16 protein-coding genes are annotated in these 16786 nt (G+C 73.1%); 4 read left to right on the forward strand and 12 right to left on the reverse strand.

Translation table 11 applies throughout. The features are described from left to right. Positions 1–28: 28 nt before the first annotated feature. Both ACFY0O_RS33955 and ACFY0O_RS33960 read right to left on the reverse strand, forming a co-directional pair. The gene (locus ACFY0O_RS33955) at positions 29–559 is read right to left on the reverse strand and encodes a sigma-70 family RNA polymerase sigma factor (RefSeq protein ID WP_388954058.1); all 531 of its coding nucleotides are present in this window, start codon (positions 557–559) and stop codon (positions 29–31) included. 73 nt (positions 560–632) lie between these two features. Continuing rightward, positions 633–1793 (reverse strand): glycerophosphodiester phosphodiesterase, encoded by a 1161-nt coding sequence (locus ACFY0O_RS33960; RefSeq protein ID WP_388954060.1) that lies wholly within the window; start codon positions 1791–1793, stop codon positions 633–635. 297 nt (positions 1794–2090) lie between these two features. Here ACFY0O_RS33960 and ACFY0O_RS33965 point away from each other — a divergent pair, with 297 nt between their 5' ends. Next, on the forward strand, positions 2091–2714 hold the full coding sequence (locus ACFY0O_RS33965) for a lysophospholipid acyltransferase family protein (RefSeq protein ID WP_388954218.1): 624 nt from the start codon (positions 2091–2093) through the stop codon (positions 2712–2714). 3 nt (positions 2715–2717) lie between these two features. On the opposite strand, the gene ACFY0O_RS33970 is transcribed toward ACFY0O_RS33965, so the two are convergent. The 3 genes from ACFY0O_RS33970 to ACFY0O_RS33980 all read right to left on the reverse strand — a co-directional run bounded on the left by ACFY0O_RS33970 (position 2718) and on the right by ACFY0O_RS33980 (position 6375). Further along, entirely contained in the window at positions 2718–4214 is a 1497-nt protein-coding gene (locus ACFY0O_RS33970) for a membrane-associated oxidoreductase (protein WP_388954062.1), read from the reverse strand. A gap of 68 nt (positions 4215–4282) precedes the next feature. After that, positions 4283–5827 carry an MFS transporter gene (locus tag ACFY0O_RS33975; protein WP_388954064.1) on the reverse strand — a complete coding sequence of 515 codons (1545 nt, stop codon included), beginning with the start codon at positions 5825–5827 and terminating at the stop codon, positions 4283–4285. Next, complete coding sequence (locus ACFY0O_RS33980) at positions 5827–6375, reverse strand: TetR/AcrR family transcriptional regulator (protein ID WP_388954067.1); 549 nt, start codon at positions 6373–6375, stop codon at positions 5827–5829. Before ACFY0O_RS33980 ends, ACFY0O_RS33975 begins: the two co-directional genes overlap by 1 nt. Positions 6376–6477: 102 nt before the next feature. Between ACFY0O_RS33980 and ACFY0O_RS33985 the strand changes: the two genes are divergently transcribed. Beyond that, positions 6478–6984, forward strand: coding sequence for an HAD domain-containing protein (locus tag ACFY0O_RS33985; RefSeq protein WP_388954069.1), 507 nt, complete (start codon positions 6478–6480; stop codon positions 6982–6984). Between the two features lie 77 nt (positions 6985–7061). On the opposite strand, the gene argH is transcribed toward ACFY0O_RS33985, so the two are convergent. Further along, entirely contained in the window at positions 7062–8489 is a 1428-nt protein-coding gene (gene argH, locus ACFY0O_RS33990; protein ID WP_388954072.1) for an argininosuccinate lyase, read from the reverse strand. Positions 8490–8749: 260 nt separating this feature from the next. On the opposite strand from argH, the gene ACFY0O_RS33995 reads away from it, so the two are divergent. Together ACFY0O_RS33995 and ACFY0O_RS34000 are read left to right on the forward strand one after the other, a co-directional pair. Continuing rightward, positions 8750–10291, forward strand: coding sequence for a hypothetical protein (locus ACFY0O_RS33995; RefSeq protein ID WP_388954075.1), 1542 nt, complete (start codon positions 8750–8752; stop codon positions 10289–10291). Positions 10292–10373: 82 nt separating this feature from the next. Further along, on the forward strand, positions 10374–11063 hold the full coding sequence (locus ACFY0O_RS34000) for a L,D-transpeptidase (protein ID WP_388954077.1): 690 nt from the start codon (positions 10374–10376) through the stop codon (positions 11061–11063). On the opposite strand, the gene ACFY0O_RS34005 is transcribed toward ACFY0O_RS34000, so the two are convergent. The 6 genes from ACFY0O_RS34005 to ACFY0O_RS34030 all read right to left on the reverse strand — a co-directional run bounded on the left by ACFY0O_RS34005 (position 11060) and on the right by ACFY0O_RS34030 (position 16777). Continuing rightward, entirely contained in the window at positions 11060–11599 is a 540-nt protein-coding gene (locus ACFY0O_RS34005; protein WP_079425174.1) for an arginine repressor, read from the reverse strand. The genes ACFY0O_RS34000 and ACFY0O_RS34005 overlap by 4 nt on opposite strands. Positions 11600–11606: 7 nt before the next feature. Next, entirely contained in the window at positions 11607–12812 is a 1206-nt protein-coding gene (locus ACFY0O_RS34010) for an acetylornithine transaminase (RefSeq protein ID WP_388954079.1), read from the reverse strand. Beyond that, a complete protein-coding gene (argB, locus tag ACFY0O_RS34015) occupies positions 12809–13732 on the reverse strand; it encodes an acetylglutamate kinase (RefSeq protein WP_388954082.1) in 924 nt (307 codons plus the stop codon). Before argB ends, ACFY0O_RS34010 begins: the two co-directional genes overlap by 4 nt. Further along, on the reverse strand, positions 13729–14886 hold the full coding sequence (gene argJ / locus ACFY0O_RS34020) for a bifunctional glutamate N-acetyltransferase/amino-acid acetyltransferase ArgJ (RefSeq protein ID WP_388954085.1): 1158 nt from the start codon (positions 14884–14886) through the stop codon (positions 13729–13731). The genes argB and argJ overlap by 4 nt, the downstream gene beginning before the upstream one ends. Then, positions 14883–15911, reverse strand: coding sequence for an N-acetyl-gamma-glutamyl-phosphate reductase (argC, locus tag ACFY0O_RS34025; RefSeq protein ID WP_388954088.1), 1029 nt, complete (start codon positions 15909–15911; stop codon positions 14883–14885). Before argC ends, argJ begins: the two co-directional genes overlap by 4 nt. Positions 15912–16015: 104 nt before the next feature. After that, positions 16016–16777, reverse strand: a complete 762-nt coding sequence (locus ACFY0O_RS34030) for an N-acetyltransferase (RefSeq protein ID WP_388954091.1) — start codon at positions 16775–16777, stop codon at positions 16016–16018. Between the last annotated feature and the right edge of the window lie 9 nt (positions 16778–16786).

The raw sequence follows: 16786 nt of genomic DNA on the forward strand, positions 1-16786 counted from the left end.
GCCTCCCGCTCACCGGTAGCTCTCTGGTCTACCGCTCCTTTCCCCATGGGCCAGGAGCCGCAACCTCTCCGGCGAGCATTCTGCGCAGACATCCCAGGCAACGGGAACGTACCGGCCCCAAACTTCCTTGTGAGATACCCAACTCTCCTGCGATTTCACGGTATGTGAGGTCCCTGGGTGACAGAAGTGCGGCTATCAGCTCGGGGCAGCGTCCCGGCAATCGGGCGACCGCCGATCGGAGGGCGCGGTTCGACTCGCCGTGCAGCAGGGCGTCCTCGGGTGCGGCGGTGGGTGCGGGGGCGGTTCCGTACGGGACCTCCCGCCGGGCCCGCCGCCGGGCGAGCCGGGCCTCGGCGCGCACGGCCCGCCGCAGCCAGCGGGCCCGGCCGGAGGGGCCGGGGCCGGGCGGGGCCTGCTCCAGCAGCCTCACCCAGACGGCCTGTTCCAGGTCGGCGGCGTCCACCCCGGCGGCGGGGGCCTCGGCGGCCGCCTCGGCGCAGAGCAGCGGGCGCAGTTCCTCGATCAGTTGCGGCAGTTCCGGTTCGCGTCGCAGGTCCATGCCGGGCGGGACGCGGGGGCCGGGCCGGGCGGTTTCCCCGCCGGGCCCGGCCCACCCGTACGTGGCCCGGAGGTCAGCGGTTGACGCCGCGTCCGGGGCGGAAGGCCTCGGCGGCGAGGAGTCCGGTGTCGGGGTTGTCGGTGAAGATGGCGTCGATGCCGAGCTCGAAGTACCGCTTGAAGGCGCCGAAGGCGTCCCCGTAGGCGTTGGGGTCGGTGCCCTTGCGGTACTCGGCGGGCAGGAAGGTGTTCTCGTTGCGGGCGGTGTAGGGGTGCAGGACGAGGCCGCGGGCGTGGGCGTCCGGCACGAGGGTGGTGGGTGCGCCGAGCTTGCCGTCCGGGGTGCGCGGGACGATGAGGTCCAGGGTGGGGCCGATGCCCTGGGCGAAGCCGGCGATCCACTTCAGGCCCTCGGGCTTGACCAGGTCGGCGACGGTGCGGGGGTCCTTGGCCGCCTCGAAGTCCCAGGGGCGGGTGTTAGCGGCGGAGAGCAGGACCACGCGCGGGGCGGACACCAGGCGGGAGAGCCGCTGGATGCTGGAGGGCTCGAAGGACTGGAGGAAGACGGCGGCGTCCCGTCCGGCGCGGCCGTAGCGGCGCAGCAGGGCGGCCAGCGGCTCCTCCAGGCCGAGGCCCAGGCCGCGGAAGTAGGTGGGGTGCTTGGTCTCGACGTGCAGCCAGACGCGCTTGCCGCGCCGCTTGCCCTCGCGGTCGGCCCAGCGCAGCACCTCTTCGAAGGTGGGGACGGCCCAGCGGCCGTCGTAGAGGGTGTTGCGCTGGCGGATGGCCGGAATGCGCTCCTTGGCGCGCAGGGTGCGCAGCTCGGCGAGGGTGAAGTCCTCGGTGAACCAGCCGGTGACGGAGACCCCGTCGACGGTCTTGGTGGTGCGGCGGCCGGCGAACTCGGGGTGGTCGGCGACGTCGGTGGTGCCGCCGATCTCGTTCTCGTGGCGGCAGACCAGGTGGCCGTCCTTGGTGGGGACGAGGTCCTGTTCGACGACGTCGGCGCCGAGGTCGAGGGCGAGCTGGTAGGAGCCGAGGGTGTGTTCGGGCCGGTAGCCGCTGGAGCCGCGGTGGCCGATGACCAGGGGGACGGGGAGGTCGCGGTAGCCGCCGTCGCCGTGTCCGGAGCCGCTCGCGGAGGCGTTCCCGGCGGCGAGCGTGGTGATTCCGGTTCCGGCCGCGAGGACCGCTGCTCCCAGGACGGTGCGCCGGGGTGTCCCACCTTGCGTCATCAGTGCCACTCCTTGTTCGGAAATGTTTGTAAAGCGCTCGGCTTCTTTTGGAAAACGGCGAGCCGATGGTAGGCAAGGGGGATGGCTGACGGGTGGGGTCGCGAGGAACATGGCGGAAACACACGTCAACACCGCGTATCCACCTCGTGAACCCGATGTGCGATCAGCGGTGACCCGCGAGTATCGTCCTCACCTGCACCACCGCCGTGTGGTGCGAAACCGCTTTTGGATGCCGGAGGGCTCACGTTGTTCCGTACCGCGCTCATCAAGGCCACCGCCGGATCGGCCATCCGCCTGATGTTCCGCACCAAGGTGGAGGGGCTGGAGAACATTCCGGGCACCGGTCCGGTGATTCTGGCGGGCAATCACCTGACCTTCATCGACTCGATGATCCTGCCGATGGTGTGCGACCGCACGGTCCACTTCATCGGCAAGGACGAGTACGTGACGGGCAAGGGCCTCAAGGGCCGGCTGATGGCCTGGTTCTTCACCGGCGCCGGCATGATCCCGGTGGACCGCGACGGGGCGAACGGCGGCGTCGCCGCGCTGATGACCGGCCGCCGGATCCTGGAGGAGGGCAAGATCTTCGGGATCTACCCCGAGGGCACCCGCTCCCCCGACGGCCGGCTCTACCGCGGCCGCACCGGCATCGCCCGCCTCACCCTGATGACCGGCGCCCCGGTGGTCCCGTTCGCGGTGATCGGCACGGACAAGCTCCAGCCCGGCGGCAAGGGCATGCCCCGCCCTGGCCGGGTCACCATCCGCTTCGGCGAGCCGATGGAGTTCTCCCGCTACGAGGGCATGGACCGCGACCGCTACGTGCTGCGCGCCGTCACCGACTCGGTGATGGCCGAGGTCATGCGGCTGTCGGGCCAGGAGTACGTGGACATGTACGCGACCAAGGCGAAGGAAGCCGCGTAGCGCTCACTGCCGCTGGAGTGACCGGCTGACGCCCGCCGCCGTGGTGGTGGCGAGGATCCAGCCGGTCACGACCAGCAGGTACGACAGCCACTGGTACCAGCCGCCCGGCGCGAAGGCCTCCTCCTGGCCGAAGCCGATGATCGGCAGCAGCAGGTCGATCGTGTAGAAGACCGGGTTGAAGTCGGGGGCCTCCCCCGCCTTCAGCGGCCTCGGGTGGTGCAGCCCGTACGCGATCGAGCCGGTCAGGACCAGCAGCAGGAGCCAGCCCGCCGCGCGCAGCGGCCGGAAGCCGTAGCCGACGGTCACGTCCTGGAGGAGGCCCCACAGGCGGGCGTGCCGGGGCCGCGTGTGCCGGTGCCGGCGGAGCTTGGCGAGCTGGACGTCGCGGGCGGCGGTCTCGTCGCCGACGGTGCGGTAGGCGGCCGCGAGCTGCTCGTAGGCGTACGGGAGGTAGCCGGACTCCTCGCGCTCCAGCAGCGGGAGCCGCTGCCCGGCCGTCAGGAGCGGGTGCAGCACCCGGTAGGTGAGCCCCTCGGTGCGGACCACGGGCGGCCAGGCGTCCGGTTCGGCGTAGAGCATGTCCAGCTGGCTGCGGCGCAGGTTGACGATGCCGTCGACGGGCGGGCACTCGCGCAGCCACAGCTCCCCTATGGCGCAGCTGCTGGCGCGCAGGGCCACTCCGCCGGGGTTGGCGAGGCGGGCGCGCGTGAGCATCAGCTGGCCGGGGATCCGGGCCCCGGTGAGATTGATCATTCCCTCGGCCTCCAGCCGGTGGCCGCGCAGGTCGGTGCCGACGGACACGGTCTCGGCGTGCAGGGCGATCCCGCCGGGGGCGAGGAGCCTGGCCCGGTCCAGGCTGATCCCTCCGGCGACGGTGGCGCCGTTGACACGGAACTGGCCGTGGACGGTGAGCCCGTCGGCCACGAGGTCGGTGCCTATCTCGGCCTGCTCCAGCTGGAGCGGGGGCTCGTCCGGCTCGTCGGCGTCGGCCCGGGCCTCGGCGGTGGGTTCGGCGGGCCGGATCACCGCGTCCTGGAGGAAGAGGCTGCCGGTGATCCGCGCCCCGGCTAGCCGGACGGGCCCGGTGACGCGGCAGCCGGTCAGCCGCAGGGCCAGGTCGACGCTGACGGTCGAGGCGGTCAGTCCGGGCAGCGCCGAGTCCGTGAGGGCGACGGCCCGCAGCCGGGCCCCGAACAGCTGGGGTTTGCGTTCGAACCAGCAGCTGCGGAGCCGGATCGCGTGCTCGACGTCGGCGTATTTGAGGTTGAGCTTGCCGGTGATCCGGACGCCCTTGACGTTGAGCTCGGCGACCTGGCCCACCGGACCGGGGCTGCCGAGCAGGAGGGCGGCGAGCACCTCGGCGCGCACGGTCCGCTCGGGACCCCAGCCGTGCCCGTCGGCGGCGTCCTCCTCGGGGCCCTCGCGGAAGTCGACGCCTTCACCGCGCGGGAAGGCGTCCCGTATACGGCGTTCGGCGGGGGTCAGGTCGGTGATCTCCATCGCCGGGATGGTGTCCCGGCCCCGACGGGCTGTCAACTCCCGTCGGGGTCGTACTCCCTGGCGTGACGTCAGTGCTCGACGCCGTCCTGGAGCTCCTGCCCCTTGAGCAGGAACCAGGCCGCCACCGCCGTGGCGAGCAGGACGGCCGCGCCGACGCCGGAGGCGAGCCGCAGGCCGTCGACGAAGGCCTCCTGGGCCGCGCCGACCATGGTGTGGGCGGTCTGCGGGTCCACGGCCCGGGCGGCCTCGACGGCTCCGCCGAGGGACTCGTGGGCCGCGTCGGCCACCGGGCCCGGGACCGAGGCCGGGGCGGTGAAGCCCTGGTAGACGCCGGTGACGATGGAGCCGAGCAGGGCGATGCCGAGGGCGGCGCCGAGCTCGTAGGCGGTCTCGGAGACGGCCGAGGCCGAGCCGGCCTGCTCCTTGGGCACGCTGGAGAGGATCACGTCGGCGGTGACGGTGAAGGAGAAGCCGGCGCCGAGGCCGACGACGAGCAGGGAGGCCCCGAGCAGCGGGTAGCCGCTGTTCTGGTGGATCAGGGTGAGGGCGGCCAGGGCCAGGCCTATGGCGGCCAGACCGCCGGCCACGATGACCCGGACCGAGTAGCGGCGGGCGTACCGGCCGGCGACCAGGCCGGTGGCGACCGCGCCGACGGCGGCGGGCAGTTCGGCCAGGCCCGCCTCCAGGGGGTCCCGGCCCTGGACCAGCTGCAGGAACTGGGAGAGGAAGAAGACCAGGCCGGAGAGGCCGAAGACGGTCAGCAGGTCGGCGAGGACCGCGCCGGAGAAGCCGCGGTGCTTGAACAGCCGCATGTCGAGCAGCGGCGAGGCCAGGGTGAACTGGCGGCGCACGAAGGCGTACAGGCAGCCCGCGCCGATGACGGCGGCGGCCGCCACGCCCCAGGTCACGCCGTGGGTGGCGACTTCCTTGACGGCGTAGACCACGCCGATGACGCCGACCAGGGAGAGGGCGACGCTGAGCAGGTCCCAGGGGCCGGCCACCGGGTTCTTGGACTCCGGGAGCAGCTTGACTCCGACGACGACGAGTACGGCCATCACGGGCAGGTTGATGAGGAAGACCGAGCCCCACCAGAAGTGCTGGAGCAGGGCCCCGCCGACGACCGGTCCGACGGCCGCGCCGGCGGAGGCGGTGGCGCCCCAGATGCCGATGGCGAGGCTGCGTTCCTTGGGGTCGTGGAAGATGTTGCGGATCAGCGCGAGGGTGGACGGCATCAGGGTGGCGCCGGCGACGCCGAGCAGCGCCCGGGCCGCGATCATCATCTCGGGGCTGGTGGCGTAAGCGTTCAGGACGGAGACGGCCCCGAAGGCGGTGGCGCCGAGCAGCAGCAGCTTCTTGCGGCCGATGCGGTCGCCGAGGGAGCCCATGGAGACGAGCAGGCCGGCGATGACGAAGGAGTAGATGTCGCCGATCCACAGCAGCTGGGTGCCGGACGGCTTGAGGTCCTCGCTGAGGGACGGCGTCGCGAGGCCGAGGACGGTGGCGTCGACCGCGACCAGCAGGACGGCCAGGACGAGTACGGACAGGGCCAGCCAGCGTCCGCGGCTCCTCCCCTCCGCCCCCGCCTGCCGGTTCAGCTGTTCGGTTCTGGTCATCACTCCACACTCCGTCGTGCGCCACCGAGCAGCAACTCGGTGATCATGTATTGGAAGTCCTTGGCCGCGACCCGGCCGTCCATGACGGCCCAGGCGCAGGCTCCGACGAGGCCGTAGAGGGCCTCGGTGAGCCAGGCCGCGCTCAGGTCGATCCGGATGTCGCCCTCCTGCTGGCCGCGCCGGAAGAGCCCGCTGACGCGGGCGTCGAGGCGGGCCCAGCCCTCGTTGACGTGGTCGCCCTCGAAGAGCTGGTTCTCGGTGACGAGGAAGGCCAGCAGCTGGGCGTCGGGCTCGGTCTCGGCGACGAGGCGGCGCAGCGCCTCCAGGGCCGTGCCCTCGTCGAGGCGGGCCCGGTCGAAGGCGCTCTCGAAGCAGCGGAGGCCGAGCTCTTCCAGGGCCCGTACGAGGGCGTCACGCCCGGCGAAGTGCCGGTGGAGGGTCGCCCGGCCGATTCCGGCGGCGCGGGCCACCTCGTCCATCGTCGCGGTCGACTTGCGGGAGAGCAGGGCCGCCGCGTCGCGGAGCACCTGGTCACGATCCATGGCCATGAGACAACTCTACCTCAAATGAGACGTCAATGTCTCATTCGGTAGTCCCACCCCACGGAAAACGGGCTGCCGAGCCGGCGGCCCGGGAGGAAAAGTACGCACATGAAGCCACTGCTGCTGATCGACGTCGACGGACCGCTGAACCCGTACGCGGCCAAGCCCCAGCGCCGCCCGGAGGGTTACACCACCCACCGCATGCGCCCCACGGGCTTCACGGAGGGCAAGCCGCTGCGGGTCTGGCTCAACCACGCCCACGGGGCCGAGCTGCTCGCGCTGGCGGACGCCTACGAGCTGGTCTGGGCCACGACCTGGAAGGACGAGGCCAACGACTGGATAGGCCCGCACCTGGGGCTGCCGCGCCTGCCGTTCATCGAATGGCCGGTGATGCACGGCCGGGCGCCGCGCGGCACGTTCTGGAAGACGCAGTACGTCCTGGAGTACGCGGGCGCGCGGCCGTTCGCCTGGATCGACGACGACATCACGGCCATGGACCGCGAGTACGTCGAGCAGCGCCACCCGGCGCACGCGCTGCTGATGTACGTGGACGAACGGATCGGCCTGACCCGGCCGGACTTCGAAGCCCTGGCGGACTGGGCCGAGGGCCGCTGATCCCCTGACACGCCGGAGGGGCGGTACGGGCCCGGGTGGGCCCGTACCGCCCCTGCGGGCGTTTCGGCTACTGCTTGCTACTGCTTGTGGATCGCCCAGGCGTGCTGGATGACCAGGTCGGCCTTCAGCTCGGTGAGCTGGACCGCCACCGCCGACGGGGCGGTGCCGCCGCGGCCGTTGCGGGAGGCCAGGGCGCCGGGGACGTTGAGGACGGTGCGGACCTCGGGGGTCAGGTGCTCCGAGATCTTCGCGAACTGCGCTTCGGTGAGCTCGTCGAGCTCGATCCCCTCGGCCTCGCAGACCTTGACGCACTCGCCGGCCACCTCGTGCGCCACCCGGAAGGGCACGCCCTGCTTGACCAGCCACTCCGCGATGTCGGTCGCCAGGGAGAAGCCCGCCGGGGCCAGCTCCTCCATCCGCTCGCGGTTGACCGTGAGGGTGGCCATCATGCCGGTGAAGGCGGGCAGCAGGACCTCCAGCGTGTCGCAGGAGTCGAAGACGGGCTCCTTGTCCTCCTGGAGGTCGCGGTTGTAGGCCAGCGGCAGCGCCTTGAGGGTGGCCAGCAAGCCGGTCAGGTTGCCGATGAGGCGGCCCGACTTGCCGCGGGCCAGCTCCGCGATGTCCGGGTTCTTCTTCTGCGGCATGATCGAGGAGCCGGTGGAGAAGGCGTCGTGGAGGGTGACGAAGGAGAACTCCTTCGTGTTCCACAGGATGATCTCCTCGGCGATCCGGGACAGGTTGATCCCGATCATCGCGGTGATGAAGGCGAATTCGGCGACGAAGTCCCGCGAGGCCGTGCCGTCGATGGAGTTGCCCACCGAGCCGCGCTCGAAGCCCAGGTCGGCGGCGACCGCCTCCGGGTCCAGGCCCAGCGAGGATCCGGCCAGCGCGCCCGAGCCGTACGGGGACACGGCCGTGCGGGTGTCCCACTGGCGCAGCCGCTCGGCGTCCCGGGAGAGGGACTGCACGTGCGCGAGGACGTGGTGGGCGAAGAGGACGGGCTGCGCGTGCTGGAGGTGTGTCCGGCCGGGCATCGCGACGTCCGGGTGCGCTTCGGCCAGGCCGACGAGGGCGTCCTGGAGGTCGGCGACCAGGCCGCCGATGATCCGCGCGTGGTCGCGCAGGTACATCCGGAAGAGGGTGGCCACCTGGTCGTTGCGCGAGCGCCCGGCCCGCAGCTTGCCGCCGAGGTCGGGGCCGAGCCGCTCCAGGAGGCCCCGCTCCAGGGCGGTGTGCACGTCCTCGTCGGCGACGGTGCCCACGAAGGAGCCGTCGGCCACGTCGGCCTCCAGCCGGTCGAGGCCCGCGATCATGCGGTCGAGCTCCTCGGCCGTGAGCAGACCCGCCTTGGCGAGCACGCGGGCGTGGGCGCGGGAGCCGGCGATGTCGTAGGGCGCCAGGCGCCAGTCGAAGTGGACCGACGCGGACAGCTTCGCGAGGGCCTCCGAAGGGCCGTCGGCGAACCGGCCGCCCCAGAGCCTGACGTCACCGTTGTTGCTGCTCACAGCTACTGCTCCTCATGAGGTGGAAGTGGCCGGCCTCCCCGCCGCGGAGGTAGCGGGGAGGCCGTCCGGGTACAGCGTCGAACGATTCAGGCGGGGTCGCGACGCGCGGCGGTCCACGGCAAGAACGAGCATAACTATGCATTACTCCGTATGTTTCGTCAATCGAGCCCCTTTCCTGCGGCGCTGACCAGCCCGTATATCCCAGGCGGGCCGGTGGGCCGGCGCCTACCATCGGGGGCGGATCCAGCCGGGGAGGGCATATGGGGAGCGCGGCCGAGGACGCGGCCTGGGGGCAGGGCGTGGCCCGGGGGGTGGTGCGAGGGGACACCGTCCCGGTGGCCGGCCGGTTCGTCGGGAACGGGCCCGAGGCCTGGATCGCCTTCGACCGGGAGGTGCGCCGCCTCCAGCGGTTCCCCGGGGTGTCCGTCGACGGGCTGGAGGCGCGGCTGTGCCACCCCGACGGGCGGGTCCGGGCGGCCGCGCTCGCCGCGTGGCGCAACCCGCCGGCCCAGCTCGTCCTGATCCGGTGCGCCGACTGGGTCCCGCAGGTGCGCGAGCGCGCCCGCAGGGTGCTGGGCCGGGTCCTGGCCCAGCACCCCGTCCGCACCCGGGACCGGGCCCTGCGGGCGCTGAACCGGCCGGTGGCCGACGACCCCGCCCACGCGCTGACGGCGCTCACCCCGCTCGCCCTGCGCCTGGGCGGACGCGAGCACGGGGGCTGGGCGGTGGAGCAGCTGGAGGCCGCCCTCAGCGGCCGGTACTCCGTCCTCGCCGCGTGGTGGCGCCCCGGGCTGCCGTCGACGACCTGGAGCCGGAACTCGCTGGCCCCCCGGCAGCGCGCGGGCATGCTGGACCGCCTGGCCACCAGCGCCGACCTGCCGACCCGGCGCTTCGCCGCCCGGGTGGCCCTCGCCGCCGGCCGGTACGGGGTGCGGGACCTCGCCCGGCGGGCCGCCGCCGAACCCGATCCGCGGGCCGGCGCAATGTGGACCGACGCCGCCCTGGCGGCGCTGGCCGCCGACGGGCCGGACGCGGAGGCGGTGGACGCCCTGCTGGGCTCGCGCTTCCCGGCGGTGCGGGCCGCCGGGGTCACCGCCCTGCGCCGGGCCGGGCGGGCGGCGGAGGCGGACCGGTACCTCACCGACCGGGCCGGCTCGGTGCGCGCCTGCGCCCGCTGGCTGCTGCGCCAGGCGGGCGGGGACCCGTGCGCGCACTACCGCGCGCTGCTCGCGGACCCCGTGCGGGTGAGCCGGTACGCGGTGACGGGCTACTGCGAGGTGGCGGAGCCGGCCGACCGGGCGCTGCTGCGCGGCCTGCTGGCCCACCCCGCCGGACCGGTGCGGGGCGCCGCCCTGGCCGAGCTGCGCCGGGCGGGCGTCGTCCTGGAGGACGGGGTGCTGCTGCCGCTGCTTGAGGACTCGTCGGCTTCGGTGGCCCGCGAGGCCGCGCGGCAGCTGCTGGCGGTGGCGTGGCGGCTGGACGCGGCCGCGCTGGCCGCCCGCACCGGTCCGCAGTGGCGGCCGCACACCCGCAGGGCGGCCTTCCGGCTGTTGCAGGGCCGGGGCGGGAGCGCCGAACTGCGGGCGTCCGTCGCCCTGTTGGACGACCCGGACCCCGGCACGCGGCGCCGCGCACGGGCGGCGGTGGCCGACTGGAACTGGCTCGCCACCCTGGACGAGGGCGAGGCGGCCCAGGCGGAACTGGGCGGACTGCTCGCGCGCGCGGCGAAGCTCCTGGGCGCCCGCGAGCTGCGGCTGCCCCACTTCCCCATGGACTTCGCCCCGCGGAACTCCCCACCCTGACCCGGCCGCCCGGGGTCGGCCGATCGGGTGGCGGCGGCCTGTCTGCGGCCGGGCCGGCCGCGCGGCCCGTACCGTCTGACGGGTGCTGCGCAACGCTCTCCTCGCCGGTTCGCTCGTCCTCGCCGGGCTGTGGCCGCACGGCCCCGACCCGCTGCCCGGGCGTCTCGCCGACACCGGCGGCGGCAGCCAGCTGATCACCGCCGTCGCCCCCGAGCCCGGTTCCACCACCGGGGTGCTCACCTGGTGGGACCGGCGGGCGGGCCACTGGTACGAGGCCGGGCACGCGCCCGCCCGGTTCGGCGCGAACGGTCTGACCGAGGGGGCCACCCGGACCCAGGGCACGAACACCACCCCGGCCGGCCTGTACGACCTGCCGTACGCCTTCGGCATCGCCCACGCCCCGGCCGGGACGGCGTACGCCTACCGGCGGGTGACGGACCGTTCGTGGTGGTGCCAGGACAACGCCTCCGCCGCCTACAACCGCTGGACGGAGCCGCTGCCCGCCGACTGCGCGCCGGGCGAGTCCGAGCACCTGGTGGCGTACCGGAACCAGTACGCGCACGCGCTGGTCATCGGCTTCAACTACGAGCACCCCGTCCGCGGCCGGGGCGCGGGCATCTTCCTGCACGTGAACGGCAAGGGGGCCACGGCCGGCTGCGTCTCGGTACCGGAGGGCGCGATGCGCGAGCTCCTGCGCTGGGCGAACCCCCGCCGCGCCCCGCACATCGCCATCGGCACGGACGACGGCCCGCTGGCCGTGACCCGCTACTAGCCCTCCTTCTGCGCCAGCCGCAGCATGTGGTCGGCCAGGGCCTGGCCGCCGGAGGGGTCGCGGCTGATGAGCATCAGGGTGTCGTCGCCGGCGATGGTGCCGAGGACGGCGTGGAGTTCGGCCTGGTCGATGGCCGAGGCGAGGAACTGCGCCGCCCCCGGCGGGGTGCGCAGGACCACGAGGTTCGCGGAGGCCTCCGCCGAGATCAGCAGCTCGCCGGAGAGGCGCCGCATGCGCTCCTCCTTCGCCGACTCGCCGAGCGGGGCCTGCGGGGTGCGGAAGCCGCCCTCGCTGGGGACCGCGTAGATCAGCTCGCCGCCGGTGTTGCGGATCTTCACCGCGCCCAGCTCGTCGAGGTCGCGGGAGAGCGTCGCCTGGGTGACGCTCAGCCCGTCGTCGGCGAGGAGCTTGGCCAGCTGGCTCTGGGAGCGGACCGGCTGCCGGTTGAGGATGTCCACGATCCGGCGGTGGCGGGCGGTGCGGGTCTGCGGAACGGAAGGGCCGCCGTTCTGCTCGTGTTCCTGCGCCTGGCTCATCGTCGTCTCATTCTCCGGATCGTCCCGCTTCGTCGAGGATGCCGGGAAGTGCCCGGACGAACGCGTCCACCTCGGCCTCGGTGATGACGAACGGCGGCATCAGCCGTACCACGTCGGGGGCGGGCGCGTTGACCAGGAATCCGGCCTGCTGAGCCGCCAGCTGCACCTTCGGTGCGAGGGGCTCCGTCAGCACGATACCCAGGAGTAGGCCCGAGCCGCGGACGTGGGAGACCAGCCGGTGGCCGGAGGCTTCGATTCCGGAGCGCAGCCGCTCGCCGCGGGCCTTGACCCGGTCGAGCAGGCCGTCGGTGGCGATGGTGTCGATCACCGCGAGGCCGGCGGCGCAGGCGACCGGGTTCCCGCCGAAGGTGGTGCCGTGCTGGCCCGGCTGAAGGAGTCCGGCCGTCGCCCCGAAGGCGGCGACGGCGCCGATCGGCAGGCCGCCGCCGAGGCCCTTGGCGAGGGTGACCAGGTCGGGTTCGACGCCCTCGTGCTGCTGGTACTCGAACCAGCTGCCGCAGCGGCCGATGCCGGTCTGGACCTCGTCGAGGGCGAGCAGGGTGCCCGTGGCGCGGGTGATCTCGCGGGCGGCCGTCAGATAGCCGGCGGGCGGGACGACCACGCCGTTCTCGCCCTGGATCGGCTCGACGAGGACGAGCGCGGTCTCCTCGGTGACGGCGGCCCGCAGGGCCTCGACGTCTCCGTAGGGGACGTGGGTGACCTCGCCGGGCAGCGGCAGGAAGGGGGCCTGCTTCTTCGGCTGGCCGGTGAGGGCGAGGGCGCCCATGGTCCGGCCGTGGAAGCCGCCGTCGGTGGCGACCATGTGGGTCCGCCCGGTGAGCCGACCGATCTTGAAGACGGCCTCGACCGCCTCTGTGCCGGAGTTGCAGAAGAAGACCCGGCCCTCGCGGCCGAACAGCTGGAGCAGCCGCTCGCCGAGGGCGAGGACCGGCTCGGAGGCGAAGAGGTTGGAGACGTGGCCCAGGGTCTTCACCTGTGTGGTGACGGCTTCGACGATCGCCGGGTGGGCGTGGCCGAGGGCGTTGACCGCGATGCCGCCGACGTAGTCGGTGTACTGCTTGCCGTCGGCGTCCCAGACCTGGGCGCCGTCGCCGCGCACCAGGGCCACCGCCGGGGTGCCGTAGTTGTCCGTGAGGGCGCCCTGCCAGCGGGCCCCAAACCGCTGATTGCCGGTCTCCTCGTTGTGCGTCACTGTGCTGCTCCCCCTTGCGGTGTTCCGGGCTGCGGGTCGGGCACGACCATCGTGCCGATGCCCTGGTCGGTGAAGATCTCCAGCAGGATGGAGTGCGGGACGCGTCCGTCGAGGACACGGGCCGTGGGGACGCCGCCGCGCACGGCGTGCAGGCAGCCCTCCATCTTGGGCACCATGCCGCTGGACAGCTCGGGCAGCAGCTTCTCCAGCTCGCTGACGGTGAGCCGGCTGATCACCTCGTCGCTGGCGGGCCAGTCCGCGTAGAGGCCCTCCACGTCGGTGAGGACCATCAGCGTCTCGGCGCCCAGCGCGGCGGCCAGGGCGGCGGCCGCGGTGTCGGCGTTGATGTTGTAGACGTGGCCGTCGTCGGCGCTGCGGGCGATGGAGGAGATGACCGGGATCCGGCCGTCCGCCAGGAGGGCCCGGATCGCCCCGGTGTCGATGGACGTGATCTCCCCGACCCGGCCGATGTCGACGCGTTCGCCCTCGATCTCGGGCTTGTGCTGGGTGGCGGTGATGGTGCGGGCGTCCTCGCCGGTCATGCCGACGGCGAGCGGACCGTGCTGGTTGAGCAGTCCGACGAGCTCGCGCTGGACCTGCCCGGCCAGCACCATCCGGACGATGTCCATCGCCTCGGGCGTGGTGACGCGCAGGCCCGCCTTGAACTCGCTGACCAGGCCTTCCTTGGCCAGCTGGGCCTTGATCTGCGGGCCGCCGCCGTGGACCACGACGGGCCTCAGGCCGGCCTGGCGCAGGAAGACCACGTCCTGGGCGAAGGCTGCCTTCAGGTCCTCGTCGATCATGGCGTTGCCGCCGAACTTGATCACGACGATCTTGCCGTTGTGGCGGGTGAGCCAGGGCAGCGCCTCGATGAGGGTCTGTGCCTTGGGCAGCGCGGTGTGCTTCCTCGCGGCGCTCATGAGGAGTACGCGCTGTTCTCGTGGACGTACTCGGCCGTCAGGTCGTTGGCCCAGATGACCGCCGACTCGGTGCCGGTGGACAGGTCGGCGGTGATGCGCACCTCGCGGTCCTTCATGGAGACCAGGTCGCGGTCCTCGCCGACCGAGCCGTTCTTGCAGACCCAGACGCCGTTGATGGCGACGTTCAGGCGGTCCGGGTCGAAGGCGGCCTTCGTGGTGCCGATGGCGGAGAGCACCCGGCCCCAGTTGGGGTCCTCGCCGTGGATGGCGCACTTGAGCAGGTTGTTGCGGGCGATGGACCGGCCGACCTCGACCGCGTCCTCCTCGCTGGCCGCGCCGATCACCTCGATGCGGATGTCCTTGCTGGCGCCCTCGGCGTCGCCGATGAGCTGGCGGGCCAGGTCGTCGCAGACGGCGCGGACGGCGGCGGCGAAGTCCTCGTACGCCGGGACCTGCCCGGAGGCGCCGGAGGCGAGCAGCAGCACCGTGTCGTTGGTGGACATGCAGCCGTCGGAGTCGACCCGGTCGAAGGTGGTGCGGGTGGCGTCGCGCAGTGCCTTGTCGAGGGCGGCGGAGTCCAGGTCGGCGTCGGTGGTGAGGACGACGAGCATGGTGGCCAGGCCCGGGGCGAGCATGCCCGCGCCCTTGGCCATGCCGCCGACGGTCCAGCCGTCCCGGCCGACGGTGGCCGTCTTGTGCACGGTGTCGGTGGTCTTGATGGCGATGGCCGCGGCCTCGCCGCCGTCGGCGGAGAGGGCGGCGGCGGCCGTCTCGATGCCGGGCAGCAGCTTGTCCATCGGGAGGAGCAGGCCGATCAGGCCGGTGGAGGCGACGGCGATCTCGCCGGCATTGTGCTCGCCGCCGAGGACGGCGGCGACCTTCTCGGCGGTGGCGTGGGTGTCCTGGAAGCCCTTGGGGCCGGTGCAGGCGTTGGCGCCGCCGGAGTTGAGGACGACGGCGCTGACCGTGCCGCCGCGCAGGACCTGCTCGGACCAGCGGACCGGCGCGGCCTTGACGCGGTTGGAGGTGAACACGCCGGCGGCGGCCAGTCGCGGCCCGTTGTTGACCACGAGGGCCAGGTCGGGGTTGCCGTTCGCCTTGATCCCCGCGGCGATGCCCGCCGCCGTGAATCCCTGTGCTGCCGTGACGCTCACGGTGCCACTCCGATCGTGGAAAGTCCCGTTCCCTCGGGGAGGCCGAGGGCGATGTTCATGCTCTGCACCGCGCCGCCGGCGGTGCCCTTGGTCAGGTTGTCGATGGCGCTGATGGCGACGACCCGCTGGGCGGACTCGTCGTAGGCGACCTGGAGGTGCGCGGAGTTGGAGCCGTACACCGCCTTGGTGGTCGGCCAGACGCCCTCGGGGAGCAGCTGGACGAAGGTCTCGTCCGCGTAGGCCTTCTCGTAGGCGGCGCGCAGCGATTCGGCGGTGGTGCCGGGGCGGGCCTTGGCCGAGCAGGTGGCGAGGATGCCGCGCGGCATGGGCACCAGGTTGGGGGTGAAGGAGACGGAGACCTTCTCCCCGGCGAGGGGGGAGAGGTTCTGCACCATCTCGGGGGTGTGGCGGTGGACGCCGCCGACGCCGTAGGGGGTGACGGTGCCCATGACCTCGGAGCCGAGCAGGTGCGGCTTGAGGGCCTTGCCCGCGCCGGAGGTGCCGGTGGCGGCGACGACCACGGCCTCGGGCTCGGCGAGCCGGGCCTGGTAGGCGGGGTAGAGCGCGAGCGAGACGGCGGTGGGGAAGCAGCCGGGGACGGCGATCCGCTTGGAGCCGGCGAGGGCGGCCCGGGCGCCGGGGAGCTCGGGGAGGCCGTAGGGCCAGGTCCCGGCGTGCGGGGCGCCGTAGAAGCGGTCCCAGTCGGCGGAGTCCTTCAGCCGGTGGTCGGCGCCCATGTCGACGACGAGCACCTCGTCTCCGAGCTCGGCGGCGACGGCGGCGGACTGGCCGTGCGGCAGCGCGAGGAACACGACGTCGTGTCCGGCGAGGACCTCGGCCGTGGTCGGCTCCAGGGTCCGGCCGGCAAGGGGCACCAGGTGCGGCTGCAGGCTGCCGAGGAGCTGCCCGGCGTTGGAGTGGCCGGTCAGCGCGCCGATCTCCACCTCGGGGTGGGAGAGCAGCAGGCGCAGGACCTCTCCGCCCGCGTATCCGCTCGCTCCGGCCACCGCTACACGTACCACCATCGGACCCTCCTCCTCGATGGCATGACTATACGTAGCTATGCAGGTTTATGCAAAGGGCTGCCGGGGCCCGTTCCCCTCTACGGTCCCGCTCGTGTTCGACCTGTTCAAGCGGGTGTCGGCGCCAGGGGGTGGCGGACCCAGACGTTGGGTTCCACGTAGACGGCGTAGTCGTGTTCCGGCTCGCAGTGGACGAGGCTCAGCGCGCCGGGTACGCGGACCCGCCCGGCCTCGTCGAAGGGCAGGCCGGTCCACTCCCGCCACTGGGCGAGGGAGCCGGTGACGGTCATCGACAGCGGGGCCACCGAGTCGATGACGGCCCCGGCCCGGATGTGGACCCGCAGCCACGGGTCGTAGGGGAGGCCGTCCTCGCGGGTGCGGTGCGCGTACTCGGACATCGGGGTCTCGGGCTCGGCGGGCTTGCCGCTGGGCCGCACGGGGGCCACGACCTCCGTGAACCCGGCGGCCCGGGCGCCCTCGCGCATCGCGGCCAGCATCCGCCCGGAGAGCCCCCGCCCCTGGCGGCCGGTGGCCACGGAGATCTCCAGGGCGCTCACCGTGTCGGGCCGGATCCCCCGGCGCCGGTCGGAGAAGGCCCACATCAGGACCCGGTCCCAGCCCTGGGCGGGCAGCGCCCCGCCGCGCTCGGCGCAGTGCAGTGCGAAGGGCACGCTGAAGGCGCGGGCCACCACCTCGTCCCCGTCGGTGGCGATGAACACGTACTCCGGGAACTCGGTGACCAGGCGCGGGTAGAGCAGCCAGGCCACGGAGTCGTGCTGGGCGAACGCCGGCCAGGAGTCCTGCATGTCCCACAGCCGGGCCGCCAGTTCGGGGCGGCGGGCGAGGGAGGTGATCACGATCTCGGTCATGGGCCGCAG

The sequence above is a fragment of the Streptomyces sp. NPDC001594 genome, from assembly GCF_042893675.1.
Classification (GTDB): domain Bacteria; phylum Actinomycetota; class Actinomycetes; order Streptomycetales; family Streptomycetaceae; genus Streptomyces.